Origin of the sequence: Micromonospora sp. NPDC005203, assembly GCF_042872705.1 — a bacterium.
Lineage (GTDB): Bacteria > Actinomycetota > Actinomycetes > Mycobacteriales > Micromonosporaceae > Micromonospora.
In genome coordinates this window covers 255,653-278,547 of sequence record NZ_JBIAKV010000008.1, presented here as the reverse complement: position 1 = coordinate 278,547, position 22,895 = coordinate 255,653, and the positions used below count along the sequence as shown (strand labels likewise).

The 22,895-nt window shown below is 70.2% G+C and carries 28 protein-coding genes and 1 pseudogene; 15 read left to right on the top strand and 14 right to left on the bottom strand.

Features of this window, described 5'->3' with window-relative positions; genetic code table 11:
- The first annotated feature begins 4 nt into the window (after positions 1–4).
- Complete coding sequence (locus ACFYPM_RS20025; protein ID WP_387198821.1) at positions 5–367, top strand: metalloregulator ArsR/SmtB family transcription factor; 363 nt, start codon at positions 5–7, stop codon at positions 365–367.
- The gene (locus ACFYPM_RS20020) at positions 364–879 is read left to right on the top strand and encodes an SRPBCC family protein (RefSeq protein ID WP_387198818.1); all 516 of its coding nucleotides are present in this window, start codon (positions 364–366) and stop codon (positions 877–879) included. The genes ACFYPM_RS20025 and ACFYPM_RS20020 overlap by 4 nt, the downstream gene beginning before the upstream one ends.
- Before the next feature lie 153 nt (positions 880–1,032).
- On the opposite strand, the gene ACFYPM_RS20015 is transcribed toward ACFYPM_RS20020, so the two are convergent.
- Both ACFYPM_RS20015 and ACFYPM_RS20010 read right to left on the bottom strand, forming a co-directional pair.
- Positions 1,033–1,398: a VOC family protein gene (locus ACFYPM_RS20015; RefSeq protein WP_387198815.1), complete on the bottom strand. Its 366-nt coding sequence runs from the start codon at positions 1,396–1,398 to the stop codon at positions 1,033–1,035.
- 139 nt (positions 1,399–1,537) lie between these two features.
- Positions 1,538–1,666 (bottom strand): annotated as a pseudogene (locus tag ACFYPM_RS20010) (alpha/beta hydrolase); the annotation flags it as partial.
- A gap of 273 nt (positions 1,667–1,939) precedes the next feature.
- Between ACFYPM_RS20010 and ACFYPM_RS20005 the strand changes: the two are divergent.
- The gene (locus tag ACFYPM_RS20005; RefSeq protein ID WP_387198812.1) at positions 1,940–2,548 is read left to right on the top strand and encodes a TetR/AcrR family transcriptional regulator; all 609 of its coding nucleotides are present in this window, start codon (positions 1,940–1,942) and stop codon (positions 2,546–2,548) included.
- A 20-nt stretch (positions 2,549–2,568) separates the two neighbouring features.
- On the opposite strand, the gene ACFYPM_RS20000 is transcribed toward ACFYPM_RS20005, so the two are convergent.
- The 5 genes from ACFYPM_RS20000 to mug all read right to left on the bottom strand — a co-directional run bounded on the left by ACFYPM_RS20000 (position 2,569) and on the right by mug (position 5,190).
- On the bottom strand, positions 2,569–2,760 hold the full coding sequence (locus tag ACFYPM_RS20000) for a hypothetical protein (RefSeq protein ID WP_387198810.1): 192 nt from the start codon (positions 2,758–2,760) through the stop codon (positions 2,569–2,571).
- Positions 2,733–3,455: an FAD-dependent oxidoreductase gene (locus ACFYPM_RS19995; protein WP_387198807.1), complete on the bottom strand. Its 723-nt coding sequence runs from the start codon at positions 3,453–3,455 to the stop codon at positions 2,733–2,735. The genes ACFYPM_RS20000 and ACFYPM_RS19995 overlap by 28 nt, the downstream gene beginning before the upstream one ends.
- Positions 3,456–3,608: 153 nt before the next feature.
- Positions 3,609–4,187 (bottom strand): hypothetical protein, encoded by a 579-nt coding sequence (locus ACFYPM_RS19990; RefSeq protein WP_387198804.1) that lies wholly within the window; start codon positions 4,185–4,187, stop codon positions 3,609–3,611.
- A gap of 79 nt (positions 4,188–4,266) precedes the next feature.
- A complete protein-coding gene (locus ACFYPM_RS19985) occupies positions 4,267–4,413 on the bottom strand; it encodes a hypothetical protein (RefSeq protein WP_387198801.1) in 147 nt (48 codons plus the stop codon).
- A 201-nt stretch (positions 4,414–4,614) separates the two neighbouring features.
- Positions 4,615–5,190, bottom strand: coding sequence for a G/U mismatch-specific DNA glycosylase (gene mug / locus ACFYPM_RS19980; RefSeq protein ID WP_387198798.1), 576 nt, complete (start codon positions 5,188–5,190; stop codon positions 4,615–4,617).
- Between the two features lie 74 nt (positions 5,191–5,264).
- Between mug and ACFYPM_RS19975 the strand changes: the two genes are divergently transcribed.
- The 7 genes from ACFYPM_RS19975 (at position 5,265) to ACFYPM_RS19945 (ending at position 14,633) form a co-directional block, all read left to right on the top strand.
- Positions 5,265–6,008: an SAM-dependent methyltransferase gene (locus tag ACFYPM_RS19975; RefSeq protein ID WP_387198795.1), complete on the top strand. Its 744-nt coding sequence runs from the start codon at positions 5,265–5,267 to the stop codon at positions 6,006–6,008.
- A gap of 36 nt (positions 6,009–6,044) precedes the next feature.
- Positions 6,045–6,854, top strand: coding sequence for a CPBP family intramembrane glutamic endopeptidase (locus ACFYPM_RS19970; RefSeq protein WP_387198792.1), 810 nt, complete (start codon positions 6,045–6,047; stop codon positions 6,852–6,854).
- A 156-nt stretch (positions 6,855–7,010) separates the two neighbouring features.
- Positions 7,011–7,700 carry an alpha/beta fold hydrolase gene (locus ACFYPM_RS19965; protein ID WP_387198789.1) on the top strand — a complete coding sequence of 230 codons (690 nt, stop codon included), beginning with the start codon at positions 7,011–7,013 and terminating at the stop codon, positions 7,698–7,700.
- Between the two features lie 397 nt (positions 7,701–8,097).
- Entirely contained in the window at positions 8,098–9,369 is a 1,272-nt protein-coding gene (locus ACFYPM_RS19960; RefSeq protein WP_387198786.1) for a ThuA domain-containing protein, read from the top strand.
- Between the two features lie 86 nt (positions 9,370–9,455).
- Positions 9,456–12,287: a PQQ-dependent sugar dehydrogenase gene (locus ACFYPM_RS19955; protein WP_387198783.1), complete on the top strand. Its 2,832-nt coding sequence runs from the start codon at positions 9,456–9,458 to the stop codon at positions 12,285–12,287.
- Between the two features lie 314 nt (positions 12,288–12,601).
- The gene (locus tag ACFYPM_RS19950; RefSeq protein WP_387198781.1) at positions 12,602–13,630 is read left to right on the top strand and encodes a trypsin-like serine peptidase; all 1,029 of its coding nucleotides are present in this window, start codon (positions 12,602–12,604) and stop codon (positions 13,628–13,630) included.
- A 58-nt stretch (positions 13,631–13,688) separates the two neighbouring features.
- On the top strand, positions 13,689–14,633 hold the full coding sequence (locus ACFYPM_RS19945) for an NAD-dependent epimerase/dehydratase family protein (RefSeq protein ID WP_387198778.1): 945 nt from the start codon (positions 13,689–13,691) through the stop codon (positions 14,631–14,633).
- Between the two features lie 87 nt (positions 14,634–14,720).
- Here ACFYPM_RS19945 and ACFYPM_RS19940 read toward each other — a convergent pair whose 3' ends face one another.
- Positions 14,721–15,587: a LysR family transcriptional regulator gene (locus tag ACFYPM_RS19940; protein ID WP_387198775.1), complete on the bottom strand. Its 867-nt coding sequence runs from the start codon at positions 15,585–15,587 to the stop codon at positions 14,721–14,723.
- 151 nt (positions 15,588–15,738) lie between these two features.
- Between ACFYPM_RS19940 and ACFYPM_RS19935 the strand changes: the two genes are divergently transcribed.
- The gene (locus ACFYPM_RS19935) at positions 15,739–16,458 is read left to right on the top strand and encodes an SDR family oxidoreductase (protein WP_387198772.1); all 720 of its coding nucleotides are present in this window, start codon (positions 15,739–15,741) and stop codon (positions 16,456–16,458) included.
- A 149-nt stretch (positions 16,459–16,607) separates the two neighbouring features.
- Here the strand turns inward: ACFYPM_RS19935 and ACFYPM_RS19930 are convergent, their stop codons facing one another.
- Both ACFYPM_RS19930 and ACFYPM_RS19925 read right to left on the bottom strand, forming a co-directional pair.
- Positions 16,608–17,141 carry a GNAT family N-acetyltransferase gene (locus ACFYPM_RS19930; protein ID WP_387198769.1) on the bottom strand — a complete coding sequence of 178 codons (534 nt, stop codon included), beginning with the start codon at positions 17,139–17,141 and terminating at the stop codon, positions 16,608–16,610.
- Positions 17,142–17,190: 49 nt separating this feature from the next.
- Positions 17,191–17,394: a hypothetical protein gene (locus ACFYPM_RS19925; RefSeq protein WP_387198766.1), complete on the bottom strand. Its 204-nt coding sequence runs from the start codon at positions 17,392–17,394 to the stop codon at positions 17,191–17,193.
- Positions 17,395–17,586: 192 nt separating this feature from the next.
- Here ACFYPM_RS19925 and ACFYPM_RS19920 point away from each other — a divergent pair, with 192 nt between their 5' ends.
- Entirely contained in the window at positions 17,587–18,156 is a 570-nt protein-coding gene (locus ACFYPM_RS19920) for a GNAT family N-acetyltransferase (protein WP_387198763.1), read from the top strand.
- Between the two features lie 179 nt (positions 18,157–18,335).
- On the top strand, positions 18,336–18,842 hold the full coding sequence (locus tag ACFYPM_RS19915; RefSeq protein ID WP_387198760.1) for a hypothetical protein: 507 nt from the start codon (positions 18,336–18,338) through the stop codon (positions 18,840–18,842).
- A 312-nt stretch (positions 18,843–19,154) separates the two neighbouring features.
- Here the strand turns inward: ACFYPM_RS19915 and ACFYPM_RS19910 are convergent, their stop codons facing one another.
- From ACFYPM_RS19910 to ACFYPM_RS19895, 4 genes are all read right to left on the bottom strand, one after another.
- Positions 19,155–19,424: a hypothetical protein gene (locus ACFYPM_RS19910; protein ID WP_387198757.1), complete on the bottom strand. Its 270-nt coding sequence runs from the start codon at positions 19,422–19,424 to the stop codon at positions 19,155–19,157.
- A 504-nt stretch (positions 19,425–19,928) separates the two neighbouring features.
- Positions 19,929–20,180 carry an HAD family hydrolase gene (locus ACFYPM_RS19905; RefSeq protein ID WP_387198754.1) on the bottom strand — a complete coding sequence of 84 codons (252 nt, stop codon included), beginning with the start codon at positions 20,178–20,180 and terminating at the stop codon, positions 19,929–19,931.
- Positions 20,177–20,509 (bottom strand): hypothetical protein, encoded by a 333-nt coding sequence (locus ACFYPM_RS19900; protein WP_387198751.1) that lies wholly within the window; start codon positions 20,507–20,509, stop codon positions 20,177–20,179. Before ACFYPM_RS19900 ends, ACFYPM_RS19905 begins: the two co-directional genes overlap by 4 nt.
- Positions 20,506–21,537, bottom strand: coding sequence for an NAD(P)H-dependent flavin oxidoreductase (locus ACFYPM_RS19895; RefSeq protein ID WP_387198748.1), 1,032 nt, complete (start codon positions 21,535–21,537; stop codon positions 20,506–20,508). Before ACFYPM_RS19895 ends, ACFYPM_RS19900 begins: the two co-directional genes overlap by 4 nt.
- A gap of 149 nt (positions 21,538–21,686) precedes the next feature.
- On the opposite strand from ACFYPM_RS19895, the gene ACFYPM_RS19890 reads away from it, so the two are divergent.
- Together ACFYPM_RS19890 and ACFYPM_RS19885 are read left to right on the top strand one after the other, a co-directional pair.
- Positions 21,687–21,995 (top strand): winged helix-turn-helix transcriptional regulator, encoded by a 309-nt coding sequence (locus ACFYPM_RS19890; protein WP_387198746.1) that lies wholly within the window; start codon positions 21,687–21,689, stop codon positions 21,993–21,995.
- Entirely contained in the window at positions 21,992–22,885 is an 894-nt protein-coding gene (locus ACFYPM_RS19885; protein ID WP_387198743.1) for a PhzF family phenazine biosynthesis protein, read from the top strand. The genes ACFYPM_RS19890 and ACFYPM_RS19885 overlap by 4 nt, the downstream gene beginning before the upstream one ends.
- Positions 22,886–22,895: the final 10 nt, after the last annotated feature.

The following is a 22,895-nucleotide window of genomic DNA, read 5'->3' as shown; positions in this document are numbered from 1 at the left end:
CGGTATGGACGAGATGGCCACCGCAATCGCGGACCCGGTGCGACGGCACATCCTGACCATGCTGCGCGACGAACCCCTCTCCGCCGGCGACATCGCCCAACGGTTCGCGATCAGCCGGCCCGCCATCAGCCGCCACCTGCGGGTGCTGCGCGAGAGCGGGCTGGTCCGCGACGAGGTCGTCGGCCGACGCAGGATCTACCGCCTCGACCCCGGCCCACTCGCCCCGCTGGCCGACTGGCTCGCCGGGCTCGTCGGCGCGGACCGGTGGGAGCGGCACCTCGACGCACTGGAGACCGAGATCTATCGCACCCGCCGAGAGCGCCGCAGCAGCGGCCCGGCGGAGCATCGAAGGGAGCACACGGCATGACCCGTACGCCCACCGGACGCCTGTTTCGCACCGACACCGGCCACGACCTCGTCCTCACCCGGACCTTCCGCGCCCCGGCGGAGGACGTCTGGGCCAGTCTGACCGAGCCGGAGCGCACGGCCCGCTGGTACGGCCCGTGGGAGGGCGACGCCGCGCCCGGCCGGACCGTCCGGCTCCAGATGGCCTTCGAGGAGGAGCAGCCCTGGTCCGAGGTCCACATCGACGCGTGCGAGCCACTGCGACGCCTCGCCGTGTCGCTGATCGACAGCTACGGCACCTGGCGGCTGGAGCTGGCGTTGACCGAGACCGACGGCACCACCGAGCTGCGGTTCGTCCAGCACCTCACCAGCGTGGAGGGCATCGCCGAGGTCGGCGCCGGCTGGGAGTACTACCTGGACCTGCTCGTCGCCTCCCGGGACGGCTCACCTCGACCCGAGTTCGACGAGTACCACCCGGCCATGCAGCCCTACTATCAGGGGCTGGCGACCGACGAGGCCGTGCCGCACGCATAGGGCCTGTGGGATGAGACCTGGCCGGCGTGCGACGAGCCCGGACGACGACCGGCGGCGTGCGGGGTCACCGTCCGGACTTCACCTCGGCTCAACCGCCCTCAGGTCGTGGCCGGGCCGCTCAGCACGTCGACAACGACCGCAACGATTGTCGGGTCAGCCGCGTAGGCAAAAGGGATGGCCGGCTGGGTCACGCAGGACGCGAAAGCGTTCCGGCGCTGGTTGTTGTTGTTCTCTGGCGGCTCCGAGTTCGATCGCACGCGCCTCGGCATCATCGAGATCATCCGGGCCGTCGACGGCCAGGTCGAAGTGGATCTGCTGTGACCGCTCGCCGGAGGGCCAGGTCGGCGGCCGGTAGCCCTCGACGCGGACGGCGCCGAGATGCAGTGGACCCGCCTTGACCGCACAGAAGTCCGGGGTCTGGACGGTGATTTCACCAGCCAGCATCGCGGCCCAGAAGCGGGCCAGGGCGGCTGGGTCAGGGCATTCCAGGTTGATCGCAGCGAGGTGAGCTATCGGCATGAGTCCTCCATTGGACGAGATCGTCCGGCCGTCGGTGTCCTACCTGTACCGCCGGTGTCCACCGCGCCGCTCCGCGGCCCGGGCGTTCGGCGCACCACGCCTCGTAGAGTCGGTTGCCGCCGGCGAGCCCTCGTCAACCCAGCGGGTTGGCGACGGCAATGACCGGGTAACCGCGACGTTTGAGATTGGCAATCACCGCATTCCAACTCGACGCGTCGGCGAATGCCCCGTGGACCAGCACAACCGTCGGCATCTCCTGGGCGGACATGTCAGGAGCAGTATTCAACTGGAGTTCCTTTCCAGGGACCCCGCCTCCCGCTGCCTGCGGTACGCAGACCGGACCGACGAGGACGGTCGGCGGAGCGTTTCCCTGGCACCACGCCTCAGCCCACGCGATCCCGGCTCCGGCGTCTTGCACCATCCAGAATTCAGCATCGATGAGGCCGCCGTCAGCGGGATCGGAGAACGGCGTGCCTCGTCAACGGCACGCCACTGCCGCCGGCACAGATCAGACCGAACGTTCTATCGTTAAGATGGTCGGATGGCGAGCGACGAACCCAATGCCCGGCCCTCTGAGGCACGCCTCAGGCTTCTCCGAACGGCGACCAGGATCTTCTACGCCGAGGGCATTCACTCCGTTGGCGTCGACCGGATCATCGCCGAGGCGAAGGTGACCAGGGCTACCTTCTACCGGCACTTTCCCAGCAAGGACGACCTCATCCTGGCCTACCTGCGTGAGGTGCATCAGCTGGAACGCAGCATGGTCGAAGGGACCCTCGCCGCCAACCGATCGCCTGTCGACCCCCTCCTGGCCATCGCCAATTCCATCGCCCAGAACATCCGGTCCCCCGGGTTCCGTGGCTGCGCGTTCCTGAACGCCGCAGCGGAATATCCGAATACGAGCCATCCCGTGCACCAAGAACTCATGGCCCACCGGCAATGGTTCCTGGACACCATCACCACGCTCATGAGGCAGGTCCACGAAGGAACGGCGGATCCCGCGGCGCGCCACTTCGTCATGCTCCGGGACGGTGCCATGGCGGCCGGATGCCTGTCCGACCCCACGCTGGTGTCCGAGACCTTCCTGCGCGGCGTCGAGGGGCTCCTCCGGATCAACTCGGAGCGTCAATCGGCAGAGTCGGCCCGTTAGCCCTCGCCGCCCGGCTCCCGTCAGCGGCCGTACGCCTCCAGCAGGCGTAGCCACACCTCGCTGACGGTCGGATAGGCGGGCACCGCGTGCCACAGCCGCTCCGGTGGGACCTCGCCGACGATGGCGATCGTCGCGGCATGGATCAGTTCCGCGACGTCCGGACCGACGAGGGTGCAGCCGACGATCACCCGCCGGTCCTCGTCCACGACCATCCGGGCATGCCCCTGGTAGCCGTCAGCGCGGACCCGGCGACGGCGGCCAGGTCGTAGTCGACGACCCGGATCCGCAGCCCGGCGGCCTCGGCGGCGGCCGCGGTCAGCCCCACCGACGCGACCTCCGGATCGGTGAAGACGACCTGCGGCACGGCGCGCTCGTCGGCGGTGGCGACGTGCCGGCCCCACGGGCGGTCGTCCGCCGCCTCACCCCCGGCCCGGGCCACGATGACGTCGCCCACCGCGCGAGCCTGGTACTTGCCCTGGTGGGTCAGCAGCACACGTCGGTTGACGTCCCCGGCCGCGTACAGCCATCCGTCGCCGGCCAACGCTCCGGCACCGTCGAGCACCCGCAGTGTGTCGTCGACCGCGAGCCGGGCGCCCGGCTCCAGGCCGACCCGGTAGAGGCCGACGTCGTGCGTGTTCGGCGTACGGCCGATCGCGACGAGGATTTCGTCGGCGTCGACCGGTGCGCCGAGGCCCGCGCACGCGGTCGCCATCTCCGCGGCCACCACACCGCCACCGATGATCGCGAGCCGGCCGGGGACCTCGCTCGCGGCGGCCGCCGCACGGCTGGTCCACGGTGCCGCCTCGCGCAGACCGGCGATGTCCGGCACCAGTGCGCTGGTTCCGGTCGCGATGACGACCGCGTGCCGGGCGCTGAGCGAGGTGGTGGCCCCGCCCGCGCCGGTCACCTCGACGATCCGGTCGGAACTGATCCGTCCCTGCCCCCGATACAGCGCGATGCCCGCCGAGTTCGACCAGGACGCCTGACCGCCGTCAGGCCGCCCCGCACGGTGCGGTCGGCGACGTTCTCCCCCACCGGCCCCGCGCCGACGACAACGACGTCAAATGTGGCGTTCTGCACCTCGGTGTCCCTTCGCGACACGGCCGAGTCGGATGGCCGCGATGAGGAAGAAGATCGCGCCGGGGATGGCGTAGCCGATCGCGTTGGTCAGCGCCGGGTTGTCCGCGGAGGCAGCCGCGACGAACGATCCACCGGCGATGACGGAGATGCCACCGCTGATGATCATCGGCCATTGGCCACCCATCTTGCGGCGGGTGACGCCCACGACCAACTGGATCAGCCCGGCCACGACCGCCCAGGCGCCCCAGACGCGCAGGACCGGCGGGATGCCGGACGCGCCGGCGATGCCCAGGCCCACCGCGGCGAGCAGGCTGATCGCAATGTTCGCGTACAGCAGCGTGGGCGATCCGGTGGCCCGCGACGCGCGGACATCAACGATGGCGGCAGCCACGTCGAACAGCGGGTAGATCACGAGCAGCGCTGCGGTGAGGGGGTTGAGGTGCCTGGCGAGGGGGAACGTCACGGCAGCCCAGACGATCGCGAAGGCGAAGCGACCGAAGTACAACCGCCGCAGGGCGGCGGCCGTCGTCGAGATGCCGGCAACGGCAACGGTGGTCATGGTCATCCTCTCGGGGATTGCGGAGCGAAGGGGGGCGCCCAGCGGGGGTGCGGACCACCACCGGGACGAGACGGCGGTGCTACTCGCTGGTCGAGAACAGCCCGCTGATCTCTACCTGAGCGCAATGGAGGCCGCCGAAGACGGTGCCGGCAGCGGGCGTCGCGACTGCGGCGTCCTCGTAGCTGGCGAAGTACAGGTCGAGCGTCCGGTACGCGGGAGTGGGCATGGCGGTCTCCTTCAGTCACAGCCGCACACCCGAAAGACACCAGGTAGAACGAACGTTCTGTCACCAACGACGATACCTGCCCGAGCACCTACGGTCAAGACCGACCGTTCTATCTCGTGGGAGGTCTCGCTGCCAACGAGCCGGCCGACAGCGCAGGTGCGTCAGCGCTCATCCCGCCGAGTCCGAAGGCGCCCGTGGCGGCTAAGCCGCAGGGCCGGTCTCCTGGCGCAGCTTCGCGAACTCGGCGGTCAACGCCGGCAGGGGGAAGTGCGCGTTCAGGCCGCTGGGGTTGGGCAGCACCCACACCCGGGCCGGCCCCAGCCGATCCGGCTGCGGACCCAGCCCGGCCTTCGGCCGGACGAAGGCGATCCGGTACGCGGTCACCCCGAGGATCGCCACCCACCGCGGCCGGTACCGCTCGGCCTTCACCGCCAACCCCGTCACCCCGGCCACCAGCTCCGCCGAGGTCAGCTCGTCGGCGCGGGCGGTGGCCCGGTTGCTCAGGCTGGTGATGCCCAGACCCTGGCGCAGCAACTCGTCATGCTCCCACGGGTGCAACTTTCGGTCGGTGAAACCGCCGCCGTGCAGGGCCGGCCAGAACCGACTGCCCTGGCGGGCGAAGGGCAACCCCACGGCGGCGGAGTAGAGACCCGGGTTGAAGCCACAGAACAGCACCCGCAGGCCGGGGCCGATCACGTCGGCCAGGCCCCGGCCTGCCGCCGCCGCCACCTCCTGCGGGGTCGGCCGCCGAAACGGCCCCGACCGCTGCGCGTCCACCCCACCGATCCTGCCGTACGCGCGAACACCGGACGCGGCGCGCGCCAATGATCACGACGTGGCACCCTCAACGGATGCAGTCAGCCGACCACCTCGCCGCCAGCCGCCACGCCCGGATGCGCTGGAACACGCCGCTGGCACCGGAGCACGCGGCGTTACTGCTGCAACGACTCGACGTCCGCCCCGGCGCGCGCGTCCTCGATCTCGGCTGCGGTTGGGGTGAGCTGCTGCTGCGCGCGGTCGCCGCCGGGGGCGTGTCCGGTCCGGTCGCGACGCGCGGCGTCGGCGTCGACACCGACGGCGACGCCCTGGAGCGGGGACGGCGACTGGCCGCGGACCGGTCGCTGAACCGGCACGTCACCTTCGTCGAGGGTGAGGCGGCGGCCTGGCAGGAGCCGGCCGACCGGGTGCTCTGCATCGGATCGGCGCACGCCTTCGGCGGCACCCTGCCCGCGCTCGACGCGCTCACCGCCGTGGTCCGAACCGGTGGCCGGCTCCTGCTCGGTGACGCGTACTGGGAGCGCCCTCCGACACCGGAGGTCGAGGAGATCTTCGGCCCGGACGTGGTGACCCTCCCGGGGCTGGTCGAGGCCGCCCGGGAACGCGGCTGGCGGGTGCTGCACCTGAGCACCGCCGACCAACGGGAGTGGGACGACTTCGAGTCCACCTGGCTCGCGGGCCAACAGGAGTGGCTGCTGACATACCCGGAGGATCCCCGCGCCGCCGACGTCCGCACGCAGCTCGACGAGAGGTTGCACGAGTACGTCGACGGCTACCGGGGCATCCTCGGGTTCGCCTACCTCGTCCTCGGTCGCTGACGGCCCGTGTTGCCGCCGCTGGCTACGCTGCCGGTGGTGAATGACAGCCGTCGCATCGCCCTGCCCGGGCGGATCCTCATCGTCTACGCGGGTGCCGTGCTGGTGTGGCTGGCGCTCGGGGCTCTGCTCGACCGCGACTACGACCGCCCGACTCACGCCGTCGGAGCGGTCCTCACGACGGCGCTCGTCGTACCCCTGGTCGTGGTTGCCCGTCGTCGGCTCGACCGACGCCCCTGGGCCGGTCTCGGCCTACCCTCGTTGCGGTCCGGTTGGCGGCGTCTGCTGCTCGGCATGGCCTGCTGGCTGTTGCCCGCCGCCCTCGGGTTCGCGCTCTGCCTCGGTCTCGGCTGGGTCGAGATCAGCGTTCGGACGTCCGTCGGGGACGCGCTTCGGGTGGCGGCGTTGCTGGTCGTGCTCGTCGGGCTGAAAGAGGCGCTGCCGGAGGAACTCGTCTTCCGTGGCTACCTGCAGCACAATCTCGCCACCCGGTGGCCGGCCGGGCGGGCGGTGCTCGGGCAGGCGGTGTTGTTCACCGTGTTCGGGTTTCTCATCGGGGCCGCCCGGTCCGTCGACCGGATCGCGCTGTTCCTCGTCTTCGCCCTCCTGCTGGGTGCCTTCCGTGCCGCCACCGGCGACGTGTGGGCGAGCATCGGCTTCCACGTGGCCTTCCAGACGGTCGCCCAGCTGTTCGGGGACGTCGGAGCGGTCTTCGACGTCACCGGTTCGGCCGTCCTGGGAGTCGTGGCCATGGGCGCGATCCCGTTCTCGGTCGGCTGGCTGGTCGTCCGTCGTCACTACCGCGACCGCCTGGACTGGCGGGTGCTCGCAGCGGACCCGGTGCGCTGAGGGCGCGAACACCGACGTTCTGCCCCCGGCCGGACCGGCCTGGGGAAGAGTGGCAGGCGAGAGCTGTCGTCGACGACCCAGCGGTGGCACGGCGTCGCCCCGCCCGCGGAGGTTTCAGATGAGCGACATGTCCCCGGCCACGCGGCGCGCAACGTCGTGCTGGTCCACGGCGCGTACGCCGACGGCTCCTCCTGGTCCGACGTCATTCCCCTGCTCCAGCGGGCCGGGCTGACCGTCACCGCGGTGCAGAATTCGCTGACCTCCCTGGCCGGCGACGTCGCCGCCACCAACCGTGCCCTCGACCGCCAGGACGGGCCGACGGTGCTGGTGGGCCACTCCTGGGCCGGCACGGTCATCAGCGAGGCCGGCAACCATCCCCGGGTCACCGCCCTGGTGTACGTCGCGGCCCGCGCCCCGGACGCCGGCGAGGACTTCACCGCGCTCGCGGCGAAGTACCCCACGCCGCCGGCGAACGCCGGTCTCGTGCACCACGACGGGTACGCGCAGCTCAGCGAGAGCGCTTTCCTGGCCGACTTCGCCGGTGGAGTCGGCCAGGCCCGCGCCCGCGCCCTCTACGCCGTGCAGGGGCCGATCGCCGGAGACCTCTTCCAGGGCCGCACGACGACGGCCGCCTGGCGGGACCGACCCTGCTACTACTCGATCTCCACGCGGGACCGCACGACCGCGCCGGAGCTGGAGCGGTTCCTGGCCGAACGGATGAACGCGACGACGATCGAGGTCGAATCGTCGCACCTTGCCATGGTCACCCACCCGGAGACGATCGCCGACCTCATCCTCATGGCGACCCGGGGCACTCGCGGTGGCCCGTCCAACAGCCGAGGCTAGCCGCCGGGCGCGAGCGGGGTTGGTGGGTAAACCGGCAGCACCGCGCCTTGTCGGTCGCGACGTTTTCGTCGTGGCGGGTGGACCCGCCGCCGACGGCGCGTCGCGCCGCGCCGCCAGCGCCGCCGGCGCCACGGGACGCCCAGGCCGGAGCAGGTGGGCTTGACGAGGGCCAGACATCGGAGGTTTACTGCGTCAGCGATGCCAGTCGATACAATTGACCGTCCACAGTGCCGGTCGCGTCGACCGGCTGGCGCAGCGCCCCATCCCCCCATCACCCCACCACCCCCCGCACCACCTCAGCCGAGCATCGGCGGCCCGGCTTCCGCACCACCGCCACTGCGGCCCCGGCCTGCCCCGTGCACAGCCTGAGGTCGACGCTCAGCAGAGGAGCAAGACCATGCGTTCCCGTCCCCGCCTGTTGGCCCTCGTCACCGGCCTGGCCGTGTTGATGGCCGGCCTGATAGTCCTGCCCACGCAGGCCTCGGCCGCACCGCTGACCAAGGTCCTGGTGTTCAGCAAGACCGCCGGCTTCCGCCACTCGGCCATCCCCAACGGCATCGCCGCGATCCAGCAGCTCGGCTCGGCCAACGGCTTCACCGTGACCGCCACCGAGGATGCCGGCCAGTTCACCACCTCCAACCTGGCCCAGTACCAGGCGGTGGTCTTCATGTCGACGACCGGTGACGTCCTCAACGCCAGCCAGCAGACGGCGTTCGAGTCCTACATCGCCGCCGGCGGTGGGTACGTCGGCGTGCACGCCGCCGCGGACACCGAGTACAGCTGGCCGTGGTACGGCGGGCTGGTCGGGGCGTACTTCGACTCGCACCCGGCGATCCAGACGGCGACCGTGAAGATCGAGGACCAGACCAACCCGTCGACCGCGCACCTGCCCGCCACCTGGACCCGCTCCGACGAGTGGTACAACTACCGCACCAACCCCCGGTCCAGCGCGCGGGTTCTCGCCAGCCTCAACGAGTCGTCGTACAGCGGCGGCAACATGAACGGCGACCACCCGATCACCTGGTGCAAGGCGTACGCCGGCGGACGGGCCTGGTACACGGGTCTCGGGCACACCGAGGCGTCGTACACCGACCCGAACTTCACCCGCATGCTGCTCGGTGGCCTGCAGGTCGCCGCGGGTGCCGTGAGTGCCGACTGCTCGCCGCGGTCGACGAACCCGACGACCCCGCCGCCCACCACGGCCCCGCCGACCACCGCGCCGCCGACCACCGCGCCGCCCACCACGGCCCCGCCGACCACCCCGCCGCCCGCCGCCGCCGGCTCCACCCTGCGGGCCCGCGCCAACAACCAGTACGTGAGCGCGCCCAACGCCACCACCGCGCTGATCGCCAACAAGAGCTCCGTCGGGACCAGCGAGCGGTTCGAACTGGTCAACCTCGCCAACGGCAATGTCGCGCTGCGCGCCAAGAGCAACGGGCAGTTCGTCGCGGCGGAGAACGCCGGAGCCTCCGCGCTGATCGCCAACCGGGGCAGCGCCGGCGCCTGGGAGACCTTCCAGCTCGTCCGCAACTCCGACGGCACGGTGAGCCTGCGGGCCACGGTGAACAACCGTTACGTCGCGGCCGACAACGGTGGTGGCTCTCCGCTGATCGCCAACCGGACCTCCATCGGTCAGTGGGAGAAGTTCGACCTCGTCACCACCAACTGATCGCGTCTCGACGCGCTCTTCACCACCCCACCTGGCCGTGGTGCGCCCCCGCACGCCCCGGCCCTGGTCGTCGAGAAAGGACGATCATGCTTTCGAACCCCCGGCGCTGGTCCCGGGCACTCATCGCGGCGGTCACCACCGTCGCGAGCGTGACCCTGGCCGTGGCCGCACCGTCCACCGCGCAGGCGGTGGTCATCCCCGCCTCCGACTATCAGCAGGTCAAACTCGCCACCGGCTCCGCCGAGCTGGGTGAGGCCATGTCCCTGGCCGTGCTGCCCAACCGTTCGGTGCTGCACACCGCCCGCAACGGTGTCCTGCGGGTCACCGACGTGGCCGGCAACACCAAGACCTCCGGCACCCTGTCGGTCTACACGCACGACGAGGAGGGGTTGCAGGGCGTCGCCGTCGACCCCAACTTCGCCACCAACCGGTGGATCTACCTGTACTACTCGCCGACGTTGAGCACCCCGTCCGGGGACGCCCCGACCACCGGCTCGCAGTCGGACTGGGACCGGTGGAAGGGCCACCTGCGGCTGTCCCGGTTCACCCTCAACAGCGACGACACGCTCAACCTGAGCACCGAGAAGATCGTGCTCCAGGTCGCCAACGACCGTGGGCAGTGCTGCCACGTCGGTGGTGACCTGGACTTCGACGCCGCCGGCAACCTGTACCTGACCACCGGCGACGACACCAACCCGTTCGAGTCGTCCGGCTACGCGCCGCTTGACGAGCGGACCAACCGCAACCCGCAGTTCGACGCCCAGCGCTCGGCGGGCAACACCAACGACCTGCGGGGCAAGGTGCTGCGGATCAAGCCGCAGGCGGACGGCACGTACACCATCCCGTCGGGCAACCTGTTCGCCCCCGGCACGGCGAACACCCGCCCGGAGATCTACGCGATGGGTCTGCGTAACCCGTTCCGGATGAGCGTCGACAAGGCCACCGGCGTCGTCTACCTCGGCGACTACGGCCCCGACTCCGGGTCCACGAACTCCAGCCGCGGCCCCTCCGGTCAGGTCGAGTTCAACCGCATCACGGCACCGGGCAACTTCGGTTGGCCGTACTGCACCGGCAGCAACAGCAGCACCGAAACGTACAACGAATACACCTTCCCGTCCGGGCCGTCGCAGTCCAAGTACAACTGCACGGGCGGGCCGACCAACAACTCGTTCCGCAACACCGGCCTCGGCACGCTGCCCGCGGCGAAGCCGGCCTGGATCAAGTACGCCGGTGACTCCGGTTCGCCGTCGGAGTTCGGCAGCGGCTCGGAGTCGCCGATGGGTGGGCCGGTCTACCGGTACGACGCCTCGCTCAACTCCAGCATCAAGTTCCCGCAGTCGCTCAACGGCCAGTTCTTCGCCGGCGAGTACGGCCGCCGCTGGATCAAGCCCATCGCCATCAACTCCGACGGCTCGCGCGGGGAGATCTCCACCTTCCCGTGGAGCGGCACGCAGGTCATGGACATGGCCTTCGGCCCGGACGGCGCGCTCTACGTGCTGGACTACGGCACCGGCTCGAACAACCAGGCGCTCTTCCGGATCGAGTACATCGGTGGTGGCAACCGCAACCCGATCGCGGTGGCCGCGGCCAACCCCACCTCGGGATCGAACCCGCTGACCGTCAACTTCTCGTCGGCCGGCTCCTCCGACCCGGAGGGTGGGTCGCTGAGCTACCTGTGGACGTTCGGTGACGGCACCACGTCGACGGCGGCCAACCCCACGAAGACGTACACCACGAACGGCACCTTCTCCCCCACCCTGAAGGTCACCGACCCGACCGGCCTGACCGGCACGGCGAGCCTGGTCGTCACCGTGGGGAACACCGCGCCGACGGTGACGCTCAGCACGCCCGCCGACGGACAGCTGTTCAACTTCGGTGACACCGTGTCGTACCAGATCTCGGTGAGCGACCCGCAGGACGGCACGATCGACTGCACCAAGGTGAGCCTGACCTACGCGCTGGGCCACGACAGCCACGCCCACCAGATCACCTCGAAGACCGGGTGCAGTGGCTCCATCACCGTCCCGACGGATGGGGAGCACGACTCCGCGGCCAACATCTACGGAGTCTTCGACGCCGCCTACACCGACAACGGTGGGCTCACCACGCACAGCATCAAGACCCTGCAGCCGAAGCACCGGCAGGGTGAGCACTTCAGCGCCCAGTCCGGCGTCCAGGCGACCGACCACACCAGCGCCGAGGGTGGTCGCACCGCCGGGTTCATCGAGAACAACGACTGGATCTCGTACCAGCCGTACAACCTGACCAACGCCAACCGCATCACGGTGCGGGCGTCGTCGGCCGGCGCCGGCGGCACGATCGAGGTCCGGACCGGGTCGGCCACCGGCACCCTGCTGGGCACCGTCACAGTGCCGGTCACCGGCAACTGGGAGACCTTCGTCGAGGCGTCCGCCACGATCAGCAACCCGCCGAGCGCATCGACCACGCTGTACCTGGTGTTCAAGGGCGGGTCCGGCTACCTGTTCGATGTCGACGCGTTCACCTTCACCACCGGCACCGGTAGCGGCACGCCGGTGAGCACCCTACGGGCGCAGGTCAACAACCAGTACGTGTCGGCGGTCGGCACCACCGCGTTGATCGCCAACAAGGCCAGCGTCAGCAGCACCGAGCAGTTCGACCGGGTGGACGCCGGCAACGGCAACATCGCGCTGCGGTCGCGCGCCAACGGGCTCTACGTCTCGGCCGCGAACGCGGGCGCCAACCCGTTGGTCGCCAACGCCGCAGCCATCGGGTCATGGGAGACGTTCCAGCTCATCACCAACACGGATGGGACGGTGAGCCTGCGCGCCACCGTCAACAACCAGATCGTGTGCGCCGAGAACGCCGGGGCCGGATCCCTGATCGCCAACCGGACGTCGGTTGGCGCCTGGGAGAGGTTCATCCTGACCACCGGCTGAGCAGCGGTGGGCCCGGCCCGTTCGGCGATCGGGCCGGGCCCACCGAACCACCCACCCTCGGCGTTCCCGGCCGGGGGTGGTCTGCTGTGTGGCCGGCCGCCGGGGGCTCGTCGCCGGGCCGGTAGGCGTAGCCACAGTCGCCACACCGCACTCCGGTCGCACCTCGCGCCCCGCGTCCACACCGGTGCGTCGCGCAGTCAGGCACCCGTCACGTAACGCACACGACACGACCACTGCGGATCGACGGCGGCCACCTAGCGTGGACGGCGCGACGTCGGGGCGGATCGCCTCCGGCCGCCGTCCCGGGAGGTCTCGTGCGCAGGAACATCGCAATCGCCTCGATAGGCATCATGCTGCTGGCCAACGTCACCGTCGTGCAGGCCCCGGCCCGGGCCGGCACCGCCGCGGCGAACGGATCCGCGACGGTGGCCGAAGGGCGCGCCACCATCAACGGACGGCCGTCGAGCGACGCGGCCACCGCGGCGCTGGCGGGCAGTGCCTACTGGACTCCGCAACGTATGCGGGCGGCACGACCCGCTCCGATGCCGGACGGGGTCGACGCCCCCGACGGGGAGGCCACCGACCGCCCCGGCCGCGTCGGCGCGCCGCGCGACGTCGCGGCACCGGCCGCCCCACGGTCACCGGCCGCCGGTCTGGGCGTGTCCGCCCGGGGCAGCAGCCAGGGGAACCAGGCGGTGAACGCCTCACCCGGGGTAGGGCGGGTCTTCTTCACGCACAACAACGAGGACTTCTTCTGCTCCGGGGGGACCATCAACAACCCGCAGGCCAACCTGGTGTCCACCGCCGGTCACTGTGTGCATCCCGGCGACGGCGGGTCCGTCTGGTTCGACAACTGGGCGTACGCGCCGGAGTTCACCAACGGCGTGGCGTTGCACGGCCTCTGGTTCGCCAAGGAGTTCACCTCCGTCGAGGGTTGGGTCGACTGGGGTTACCTCTGGTGGGACTTCGCCTTCGTCACCATGCACCCGCTGGGCGGCGACCGGCTCGTGCACGTCACCGGCGGGCAGGGACTCAGCGTCAACAAGTCCAAGACGCTCACGGCGATGCTGCTCGGCTATCCGGGCGAAGCCCCGTACGACGGCCTGTCGCAGTACTACGCCCAGGGTGCCCTCAAGGCCGCCGGAGCGCAGCGGATCAAGCTGAAGAACTGCCCGCTCAACCATGGCTCCAGCGGCGGCCCGTTCCTGCGCGCCTGGGACAACGACCTCCGATTCGGGTACGTCAACTCGGTGATGTCGTACAAGTTCTCCGGCAACATGTACGGCCCCTACTTCGACGACGACGTCCTGGACATCTACAACGTCGCGAAGAACAAGCAGTGACCGGCCCGGCGGTGGTCGTGGGTTGACAAAGGCAGGGCTCCAGAGTGGACGATGTGCCGTGCGGATTCTCGTGGTGGGTGGCAGTGGCCTGATCGGCGCTCATGTCGTGGACGTGCTGCGTGAGCGCGGTCACGGCACGGCTTCGGTGGCACGGACCGCCCAGCCGGGGGTCGAACACCGGCTCGATGTCGAGACCGCCTCGGTCGACGACCTGCGGTCGTTGCTCGCCGGTCACGACGGCGTCGTGTACGCCACCCGCACCGACGAGCAACGGCCGCTACGCAAGCCGATCTACCCGCGGTTCCGCCGCGACAACGTCGAGCCGGTGGTACGCCTGTTCACCGCCGCCCGCGCGGAGGGCCTCACCCGCGGGGTGATCATGGGTTCGTACTACACCTACTTCGACCGGCTGCATCCGCAGTGGCGGCTCGCCGAGCGACACACGTACATCAGGTGCCGGGTCGAGCAGGCCCGGGAGGGGCGGGCGGCGGCCGGCCCGGGTCTGCCGGTCGCCGTCCTCGAACTGCCCTTCGTCTTCGGGCGGGCCGGTGACCGGCTGCCGAACTGGGCCGGGCCGCTGGACCGGTGGGCGCGCTCGCGTACCCCGCTGGTCGCGCCGACCGGCGGAAGCGCCGCGGCCTCGGCGCGCAGCGTGGCCGAGGTCGCGGCGGACGCGTTGGAGCAGGCCAGCGGCGCGGACCTCCCGGTCGCCGACGAGAACCTCACCTGGCCGGAGATGATCGGGCGCATCGCGGAGTCGGTCGGCCGACGCCGGCGGGTCACCCGGTTGCCGGCCCGCGCGGCGAAGGCCGCCCTGCGACTCGGCGGCGCGTTGCAGGGTCTCGGGGGCAAGGAGTCGGGCATCAACCCCACCTACCTCGCCGACCTGCTGCTCGCCGATCTGTTCGTCGAGCCGACGACCGGCCGGTCACTGGACTCCGCGCTGCGCGAGACCTTCCCTAACCGTCCGACGCCAGCGGCCGAGCAAGGTAGGCCGTATTGACGTCGGGCGCGAACCCGCAGGCGCGATAGAGGGCGTGCGTCGCCGGGGTCATGAGTTGGCACCACGACCCGGCCCGGACGCCGTCGCTCACGCCTGCGCCCGAGGCGCGGCGATCTCGACGAACTCCCGCACCAGCGGTGACCGGTTGTCCTCGGCCCAGGCCAGACACACCTGGTTGGGCACGAGGTCGTCGACCGGCACGTGGACGACACCCGGCCTGGTGTAGAACGTCGCGGTCGACAGCGGCAGGATCACCACACCGGCGTACGCGGCGACGTGTTCCAGCTTCTCCTCGACGGAGTTCAGCTCGGGCCGGGGGCGGGGGTCGGAGTCGACCGGACGGTTCCCCAGGTCCCGCCACTCGGGCACCGCGTCCGGGTCCTGAAGCAGTCGCTCCTCGACCAGCTCGGCGAGGTCGACCGACTCCTTACCCGCCAGCCGGTGTTCGTCGGGCAGGACCACGACACGGGGTTCGGTGAACAGCGGGCGTAGGCGCAGACCACGTTTGTCGACCGGAAGCCGTACGTAGCTGACGTCGGCGCGCCCCTCGCGGACCACCTCGGCCTGGTCCGCCCAGGAGGTGCGGACGACACCGACGGCCAGGTCGGGGTGCAGCTGGGCGATGGCGCGGGCCTCGGCGGTGACGATGATGCCCGGCATGAACGCGATGGTGAACGTCTGCCGGCCGTGTGCCGCGCGCTGCACCCGCCGACGCAGCGCGTCGGCCGAGGCGAGCAGCGGACCGGCATCGGCCAACAGTTGCCGGCCGGCCTCGGTCAGCACCGTGGAGCGGCGATCCCGGACGAAGAGCTCGGCGCGGAGTTCGTGCTCGAACGCCCGGATCTGCCGCGACAGGACCGGCTGGGCGATGTGCAACCGCGCGGCGGCGCGGCCGAAGTGCAACTCCTCCGCGACCGCCACGAAGTAGCGGAGCTTGCGCAGATCGACGTCCATCGGACCCCCCGTCCGCCCGCCTCGCACGCGCCTGACCCACCCCACGATACCCGTCGGGTATCACAGCAGAAGAAAGAGGTCTTGGACGCGAGCACGGGGACCGACGCACGGTGGTAACCGTCAGCGAAACACGATCCGGAAGGACCCGATCATGACCCTCACCGACCAGCGCGTCGTCGTACTCGGCGGAACCTCGGGAATCGGGCTCGCCACCGCCACCCGGGCCGCTCACGAGGGCGCCCAGGTCGTGGTCGCCTCCCGCAACCAGCGCAGCGTGGACCGCGCCCTCGCCGCCCTGCCGACCGGCACCCAGGGGTACGTCGCGGACCTCACCAACCCTGGCGACGTGTCCCGCCTGTTCCAGGGGCTCGGCCCGTTCGACCACCTCGTCTTCACCGCCGGCGAACCGCTCGCGCTGATGTCCGTCGACGCCCTCGACCTCGCCGCCGCCCGTACCGCCTTCGACCTGCGCTACTTCGGCTCGCTGGCGGCTGTCAACGCGGCACTGCCGTACCTGCGACCCGGCGGGTCGATCACCCTCACCACCGGCACCGCAAACCACCGGCCGAACGCGGGCTGGTCGGTGGCGTCCAGCATCACCGGGGCGATCGACGCGCTGGTCCGCTCGCTCGCCGTCGAACTCGCCCCGATCCGGGTCAACGCCGTCTCCGCCGGCGTCATCCGCTCACCGCTGTGGGACTCGCTGCCCACGGAAACCCGAGAGCAGATGTACGCCCAGCTCAGCGCGTCACTGCCGCTCGGTCGGGTGGGCGAACCCGAGGAGGTCGCCGAGGCGTTCACCTACCTCCTCCGGTCGACCTACGCCACCGGCACGATCGTGACCGTGGACGGCGGAACTCTCCTCGCCTGATCCGCGACAGATCTTGACGTCGGCATCGGCGTCGGGATCCGCGCAACTTCAGGGATGTAGTGGTGTCCGCCGCTCGTAAGGCCCCTACATCCCTGACGTTGTGGTCCCTGGACGACTGCGGTCGGGCCTCGGGGGCAAGGAGTCGGGCATCAACCACACCTGCTCGCCGACCTGTTCGTCGAGCCGACGACCGGCCGGTCACTGGACTCCGCGCTGCGCGAGACGTTCCCGGTCCAGCTTCTGGAAGCCGGTGGTCGAGCGAGGTACGCGGTCTTCACGTCGGGTGAGAACCCGCAGGCGCGATAGAAGGCGTGCGTCGCCGGGTTCTGCGAGCCCGTCATCAGCATCGCCTTGTAGCAGCCCGCGTCCCAGGCGGCCTGGAGCGTGCCGGCCATGATCTGCCGGCCGAGCCCGGTGCCGCGCCGCGACTCCTCGACGACCACGTTCTCGATGACGGCGTACGGCGACGCCGACCGGCTGAGGTTGGGAATCAGGTTGAGGTACGTCGTGGCGACGACGACCCCGTCCAGTTCGAGAACGAACAGGCGCAGCCCCGGTGTGGCCACGATCTGTCCGAAGACCACCTCGTCGGATCCATCGTCGAGCACCGGATCGTCGGGGTTGAGTTGCCGGTAGAGACGGATGATCTGCGCGAAGTCATCGGGCCGAGCCGCACGGAACATGCCCTGAGCGTAACGAGGACGCCACGAGCGCGGACCCGCGCAGGCGCCGCTAACGGTTGGCGCTGCGCACACCGCGATACAGCGCGGTGACGACCACGAAGAGCATGCCGACGAGCACGACGGTGATCGCGGCGTTGACCACCACGGGCAGGTCCTGCACCAGATACTGCTTCACGTAGTTGCCGCCGAGAATGACGCACAGGTAGACCCACCAGGGCGCCCACTTGCCGTTGCGTTCCTCTTTTCCGCTCACGTGGGGACCCTTTCGACATGGGTGTCGGGACCTCGGCCGTCGATGGCGGCCGTGGCACCGCGGACAGCGGGGCGACACCCGCATCCACTCTGGCCCCGACATTCGGCCGTGCCATCGACAGCGGGAACGAGAGGGACCTCATCAGTTGGTCGTACGACCATTGAGCTCAGCGAGTCACGTCCGCTCGGCCGGGTGGGCCAACCGGAGGAGGCCGCCTACCCGCGCCGTCAGCGGCGGCGGGTGTGGGTCCGGTGGCAGGATGCGTCGGTGCAGAACGTCGGTATCCGCGCCGCCACTCCTACCGATCTCCCGTTCCTGGTCGACATGCTGGTGGAGGCCATCAACTGGCTGCCGGAGCGCGACTGGTCTCGCGAGCGGATCCTGGCCGACCCCGCGCTGGCGCACTATGTCACCGGGTGGATGCGGCCGGACGACGTCGGGGTGGTAGCGGTGGAGCCGGCCGGTCAGCCGGTCGGCGCGGCCTGGTTTCGGCACCTGAGCGCCGCTGACCCCGGTTACGGGTACGTGAGCGACGACGTGCCGGAGTTGACCATCGGCGTGGTGGAGTCGTGGCGGGGTCGGGGTGTGGGCCGGACGCTGCTGCGTGCGGTCCTGGACGCCGCGGGCACACGCGGCGTCCGTCGGGTGTCGCTGAGTGTGGAGCGCGCGAACATCGCCTCGCGTCTCTGCGCAGCCGAGGGGTTCCGCACGGTCGAGTCGTTCGAGAACGCGGACACGATGGTCGCCGACATCCACGCCTGACGCTCGCCCGGGCAGCGCATTCCAGGTCAGCACCGGCATCGCGGTCCTGGCTCTGCTCACCGTGCTGATCGCGATCAGGTCGCCGGCCACCGGCCGGCCCCGGTGATGGGGGTCGGTGGCCGGGCCTCGTCGCCTCCGTCGGTTACGCTGCCCGCCACCGCTTCTTGGCATCCGTCGCGGTGGTCGTGCACACCATCGGCTTACCGGTCTTCGTCACGCCACGCGCCCCCTGGGTCGAGCAGAACGATCCGGGATGCACTGTCGACACGGCGGGCGGCTTCGGTTTCGCGGTGGTCGGCTTCGGCTTCGGCGCTGTTGTCGTCGCCTTCGGCTTCGGCGCTGACGTCGTCGCCTTGGCCTTCGGCTTGCTTGTCGTCGGCTTGGCGACCGGCCGGGATGTCGGCGTACCACTCGTGCGCTGCGGACCCGGTGTCGGGCTCAGTGCGGGTGACGGGGTGGTGGACGTCTGTGCGTTCGGCACCGGACTGGCGGTGGCAGTCGCGTTGTCGACGACACGGTCGCGGACCGTCGAAGCGCTCGCGGTGGCCACCGCAACGGGCTTCTTGTCACTGTCATCGTCGGTGAGCGCCCCAATGGTGCCAAGGCCGCAGCACAACAAGACGGAAATGGCCGCGGCTATACCGACGGCACCGAGATTCCCGTTTTTCTTCTTCTTTGCAGAGTAGGTGGTCACCCTCCGGAGTCTGCGGGACGGGGTTGTGGGCAGACACCACTGATCGGGGACAGTTGGACCCCAACGAAACAGGTGGTGGAATACCGCAGGATCATGATCGTCGCCCGATTGTCGACGGCCATCGGCTGGCCGTACCAGAAATTCCAGGAATCAGCAGACCGTGTACGCCGAACTGGTCGAACGCCGTGGCCCACTCGCGGCAGTCCACCCGGCGGCGCGGTGGCGGTCGGCCGTGATTCGCGGCGTCCTGTTCCGTCCCGGGGGGAACGGGTATGGGCGCTCCGCGGCCCTCAGAGACGCCAGATCAGGGCGACCGCCCATCCCTCAGGCCATCGAGCGGCGCCGCCGTCTTCCATCGAAACTGGTGGTCGGGCTCGTCACGGTGGTCCAGAACGCCAGCCCGCACCAACGCGTGCAGCATGTCGTAGAGCGCGGCACCGACCGGATTGTCCGACCAGAACACCCACTTGACCTGCGGGAACGTGCGACCCGTAAACAGGCCCATGGTCCTGCCCACCTCGTACTGAGCGCCGTCCACGTCCGTCCACTGAGCGAGAGCATCAGCCAGGCTCATGGCACAGATCCTCGCACGCGGGCAGGGCCAGCCCCGGTAGCGCGACGGCGACAGGCCGCGCCAACGACTGTGGCAGTGGCACCCCGATGCGGCAGGATCCTCGTCCGGGACACTCGTCCTGCCACCGCGACTGAGCGCGTCGGCTCAGCGGTTGCGCGGGGCCGCCCATCGACGAGGGCTGCCCACCGTGCAGCTTCCCACCTTCGAGGTGCCCACCGGCACGCACGCGGACCACCTGCACGCCGGGCCGACCTTCGCCGACGCCGTCGGCCCACTGCTCGGCATCGCCCCACTGACCATGATCGGCAGTTCATCCGGCCGCCCCGGCCCTAGGGCGCATGGTGGTCCCGCAGGGTGGCCGCGACAGGCGGAATCGACTCCAGTGGAGACGACCACAACCGACCGGTCTCGCCCACCGTCAAGTGGCGCTGCGCAAGAACCACGACTCCTGCTGCTGCCGCCGACAGTGCGCGGATCCGTCGAGGTGAGTGCGTGGAGCCTTGGTCATGGCACCGGTGTGTCGAGCCAACTCTCGATGAGTGGCATCGCGTCGCCGAGGGTCTCGGTGATGTGGTGTGCGGCGGTGAGCTGGGCGGCGGAGTGGGTGGTGGTCAGTGCGATCACCGTCATCCGCGCCGCGCGAGCTGCTTCGATTCCGGCCGGGGCGTCCTCGACGACCAGGCAACGCTCCGGCGGGGTCCGCAGCAGGTCCGCTGCACGGAGGTAACCCTGCGGGTCTGGTTTTCCCAGGGTCACCTGCGTGCTGTCCACCAGGACCGGGGGGACAGGTAGACCGCCTGCTCGCAGTCGTTGCCGCACGGTAGGGGCTCGTCAGCCATGAAGTCGCGTACCAGATGGTATTCGGCTTCGGCGTCGAGGTGTGGAGCGACGACTGCGATGGTGTCGATCGGGCGGCGGCCGTGGGTGTGAGTCCAGACGGTCTCCGGGTCCAGGCTGTGGTGCAGCGCCCAGCGGTCCCAGATCCGGTGATACGCGGCGTAGGAGTCGACCAGCACACCGTCGACGTCGAACAAAACGGCAGCGCCGCGGTCGGCGTCTGCGCTGACGCGAGCGAGGGAGGTCATGGGTACGAAGTCCCGTCTGCCGCCTGAATCGCGTGGCCCATCTGCTCGATGACGTCGACCGTCCGCGCCGTGAGTTCGTTGATGAGCCGGCCTGCTGGTCGGACGTCCCGGACGAGCTCGACCGATTGGCCGGCGTAGAGGGCCATGTCCGCCAGCTCGCCGGTCATGCCGGGTAGGGGCATCAGATCCTCGTACCGGTAATGGGCCTGGCCCGCGGCGTCGACGGCTACGACGTCGCCCTCGCCCGGACGCCCCGGCGCTGGGGGTGAACCGGCCAGTTCCCACCGTCGCAGGGTCGGATTCCGCAGTGCGCGGTGGGCGGCGTCGGGCCATCCGCCGTCGAAGCAGTGGGTGTGGACGGCGTCCTCGGCGGTGGCAGCGAGGAGGTGTTGCCGATACATCTGGTGGGTGAAGGCTTCAGCGGTCGCCAGGAAGCGCGTACCCATCCATGCGCCCTGTGCGCCCAGGGCCAGGACGGCGGCGAGGCCGCGGCCGTCGCTGATGCCGCCGGCGGCCATGACCGGAATGGGGTGCACCGCGTCGACGACTGCCGGCACCAGAACCATGGTGGCGGTCGTGCCACGAACATGACCGCCGGCCTCCCAGCCCTGCGCCACGATGACGTCGACGCCGCAGCCGGCGGCGTGCAGAGCGTCCCGCACGCTGCCGACCGTGTGCATGTGCAGTGCACCGGCAGCACGGATCCGGTGGCTGACCGGTTCCGGATCACCCCAGAAGGTGGAGATGACCGGCACGGCCTCGTCCAGGCACACCGCCAGCGTGTCGATGACGGGAAAGTCCAGCACCAGATTCACCCCGAACGGCCGCGACGTCCGCTGCCGAACATTGCGGATGCTGAGGCGCGCGCGTTCGGGACTCTGCCAGGTCGACGCAAGCATGCCGAGCCCACCGGCTTCGGCCACCGCCGCAGCCAGTTCGGGCGCCGCCGCGGAACCTATCGGCGCCTGCACCACCGGCACGTCGATACCCAACCGCCCACACAAAGCGGTACGCAACCTGGACGTCATGTGTGCCCGACCCCCTGCGCTTCGATAACCGAATCACTGGCGAGGGGGTAGCGTATCGGAAAAAGAAGCACTAGGAGAAGTGGGGCGAGACCATGGCAGTGCCGAGGCCGGGAACCCCGGTTCGCGGGTCGACCACCGGGCGCCCCTTGATGGCGGCACTCGACCTCTTCGGACGGCGATGGAGCCTGCGCATCGTCTGGGAGTTACAGCGCGGCGCACTCGGCTTCCGCGCACTGCAGCACCACTGCGACAACATGTCGTCAAGCGTCCTGCGGCAGAGGCTGACCGAGTTGATCGAGGCACGCCTCGTCACGCAGGAACCGGACGCCACCTATGCCCTCACCCAGCTCGGACAGGGCGCCTACCGCGCTCTGCGTCCCCTCGTGCGCTGGTCGGACGACTGGGCCGGCACCCTCGCCGACGGCGACCCGGCCACCGAGGAGGAAACCCCGACATGACCGGAAGCAACGGCAACGACGTGACGATCGTCGACGCCTGCACTCGCCGCCGAAAAGGTGGCAGCCCAACCGCAGTGCTGATCGATGACAGCACGCTCAGCGACAGCAGTCGGCGCGCGATCGTCCGCCGCGCCGGCACCTCGCACGCGGCGTTCGTCGCCGCCGACCCGAAAAACACGCCTACGGTACGGTTCTTCACCGCACATGGTGAGCTCACCAACTGCGGGCACGGCACAATCGCCGCCCAGGCGTTCCTGTTGCACCGTCGCCGGATCCGAAAACATCGCGTCCGTCAGCGGACCGGTGGCCGCACCTTCGACGCCACCGCGATCCAGCGCGACGACGGCATCGAGGTCTGGTTCGACCAAGGCACGGTGGAGCTTCAGTGCCCAGCCGCAGGACTCGACAGCATCCTCGCCGCCCTGGGCATCACGTCGAACGACATGGCGGCCGACGACACTCCGTGCGTCGCCTCACCGGGAACGCCACGCCTGCTCGTACCGGTCAGAACGCTGCCGACCCTGCTCGCGATGCGGCCGGATCTGGGTCGACTCGCCGCCGGATGCCGTCGTCTCGGCTATCTCGGCTGCTTCGTCTACCTGCTCTCCCCGACCCGCAGGGCAGCGGCCGCCCGGATGTTCGCACCGGCGATCGGAGTCGGCGAGGACGTCGTCAACGCCAACAGCACAGGATGCCTCGCCGCACACCTGTTCGCGACCCACGGCCTCAGCGGCATCGACGTCGAGCAAGGACACACCGCAGGCCGCCCCTCGTCGGTCTTCGCCACCGCAACCGCCACCGCGGACGGCATTTCTGTCAGGGTCGGCGGAATGGCCACCGTCCGATCTGGAAGGGCGGTCCATCGAGTGAGTCCGATGGGTTTCGGGTGACAGCAACGCC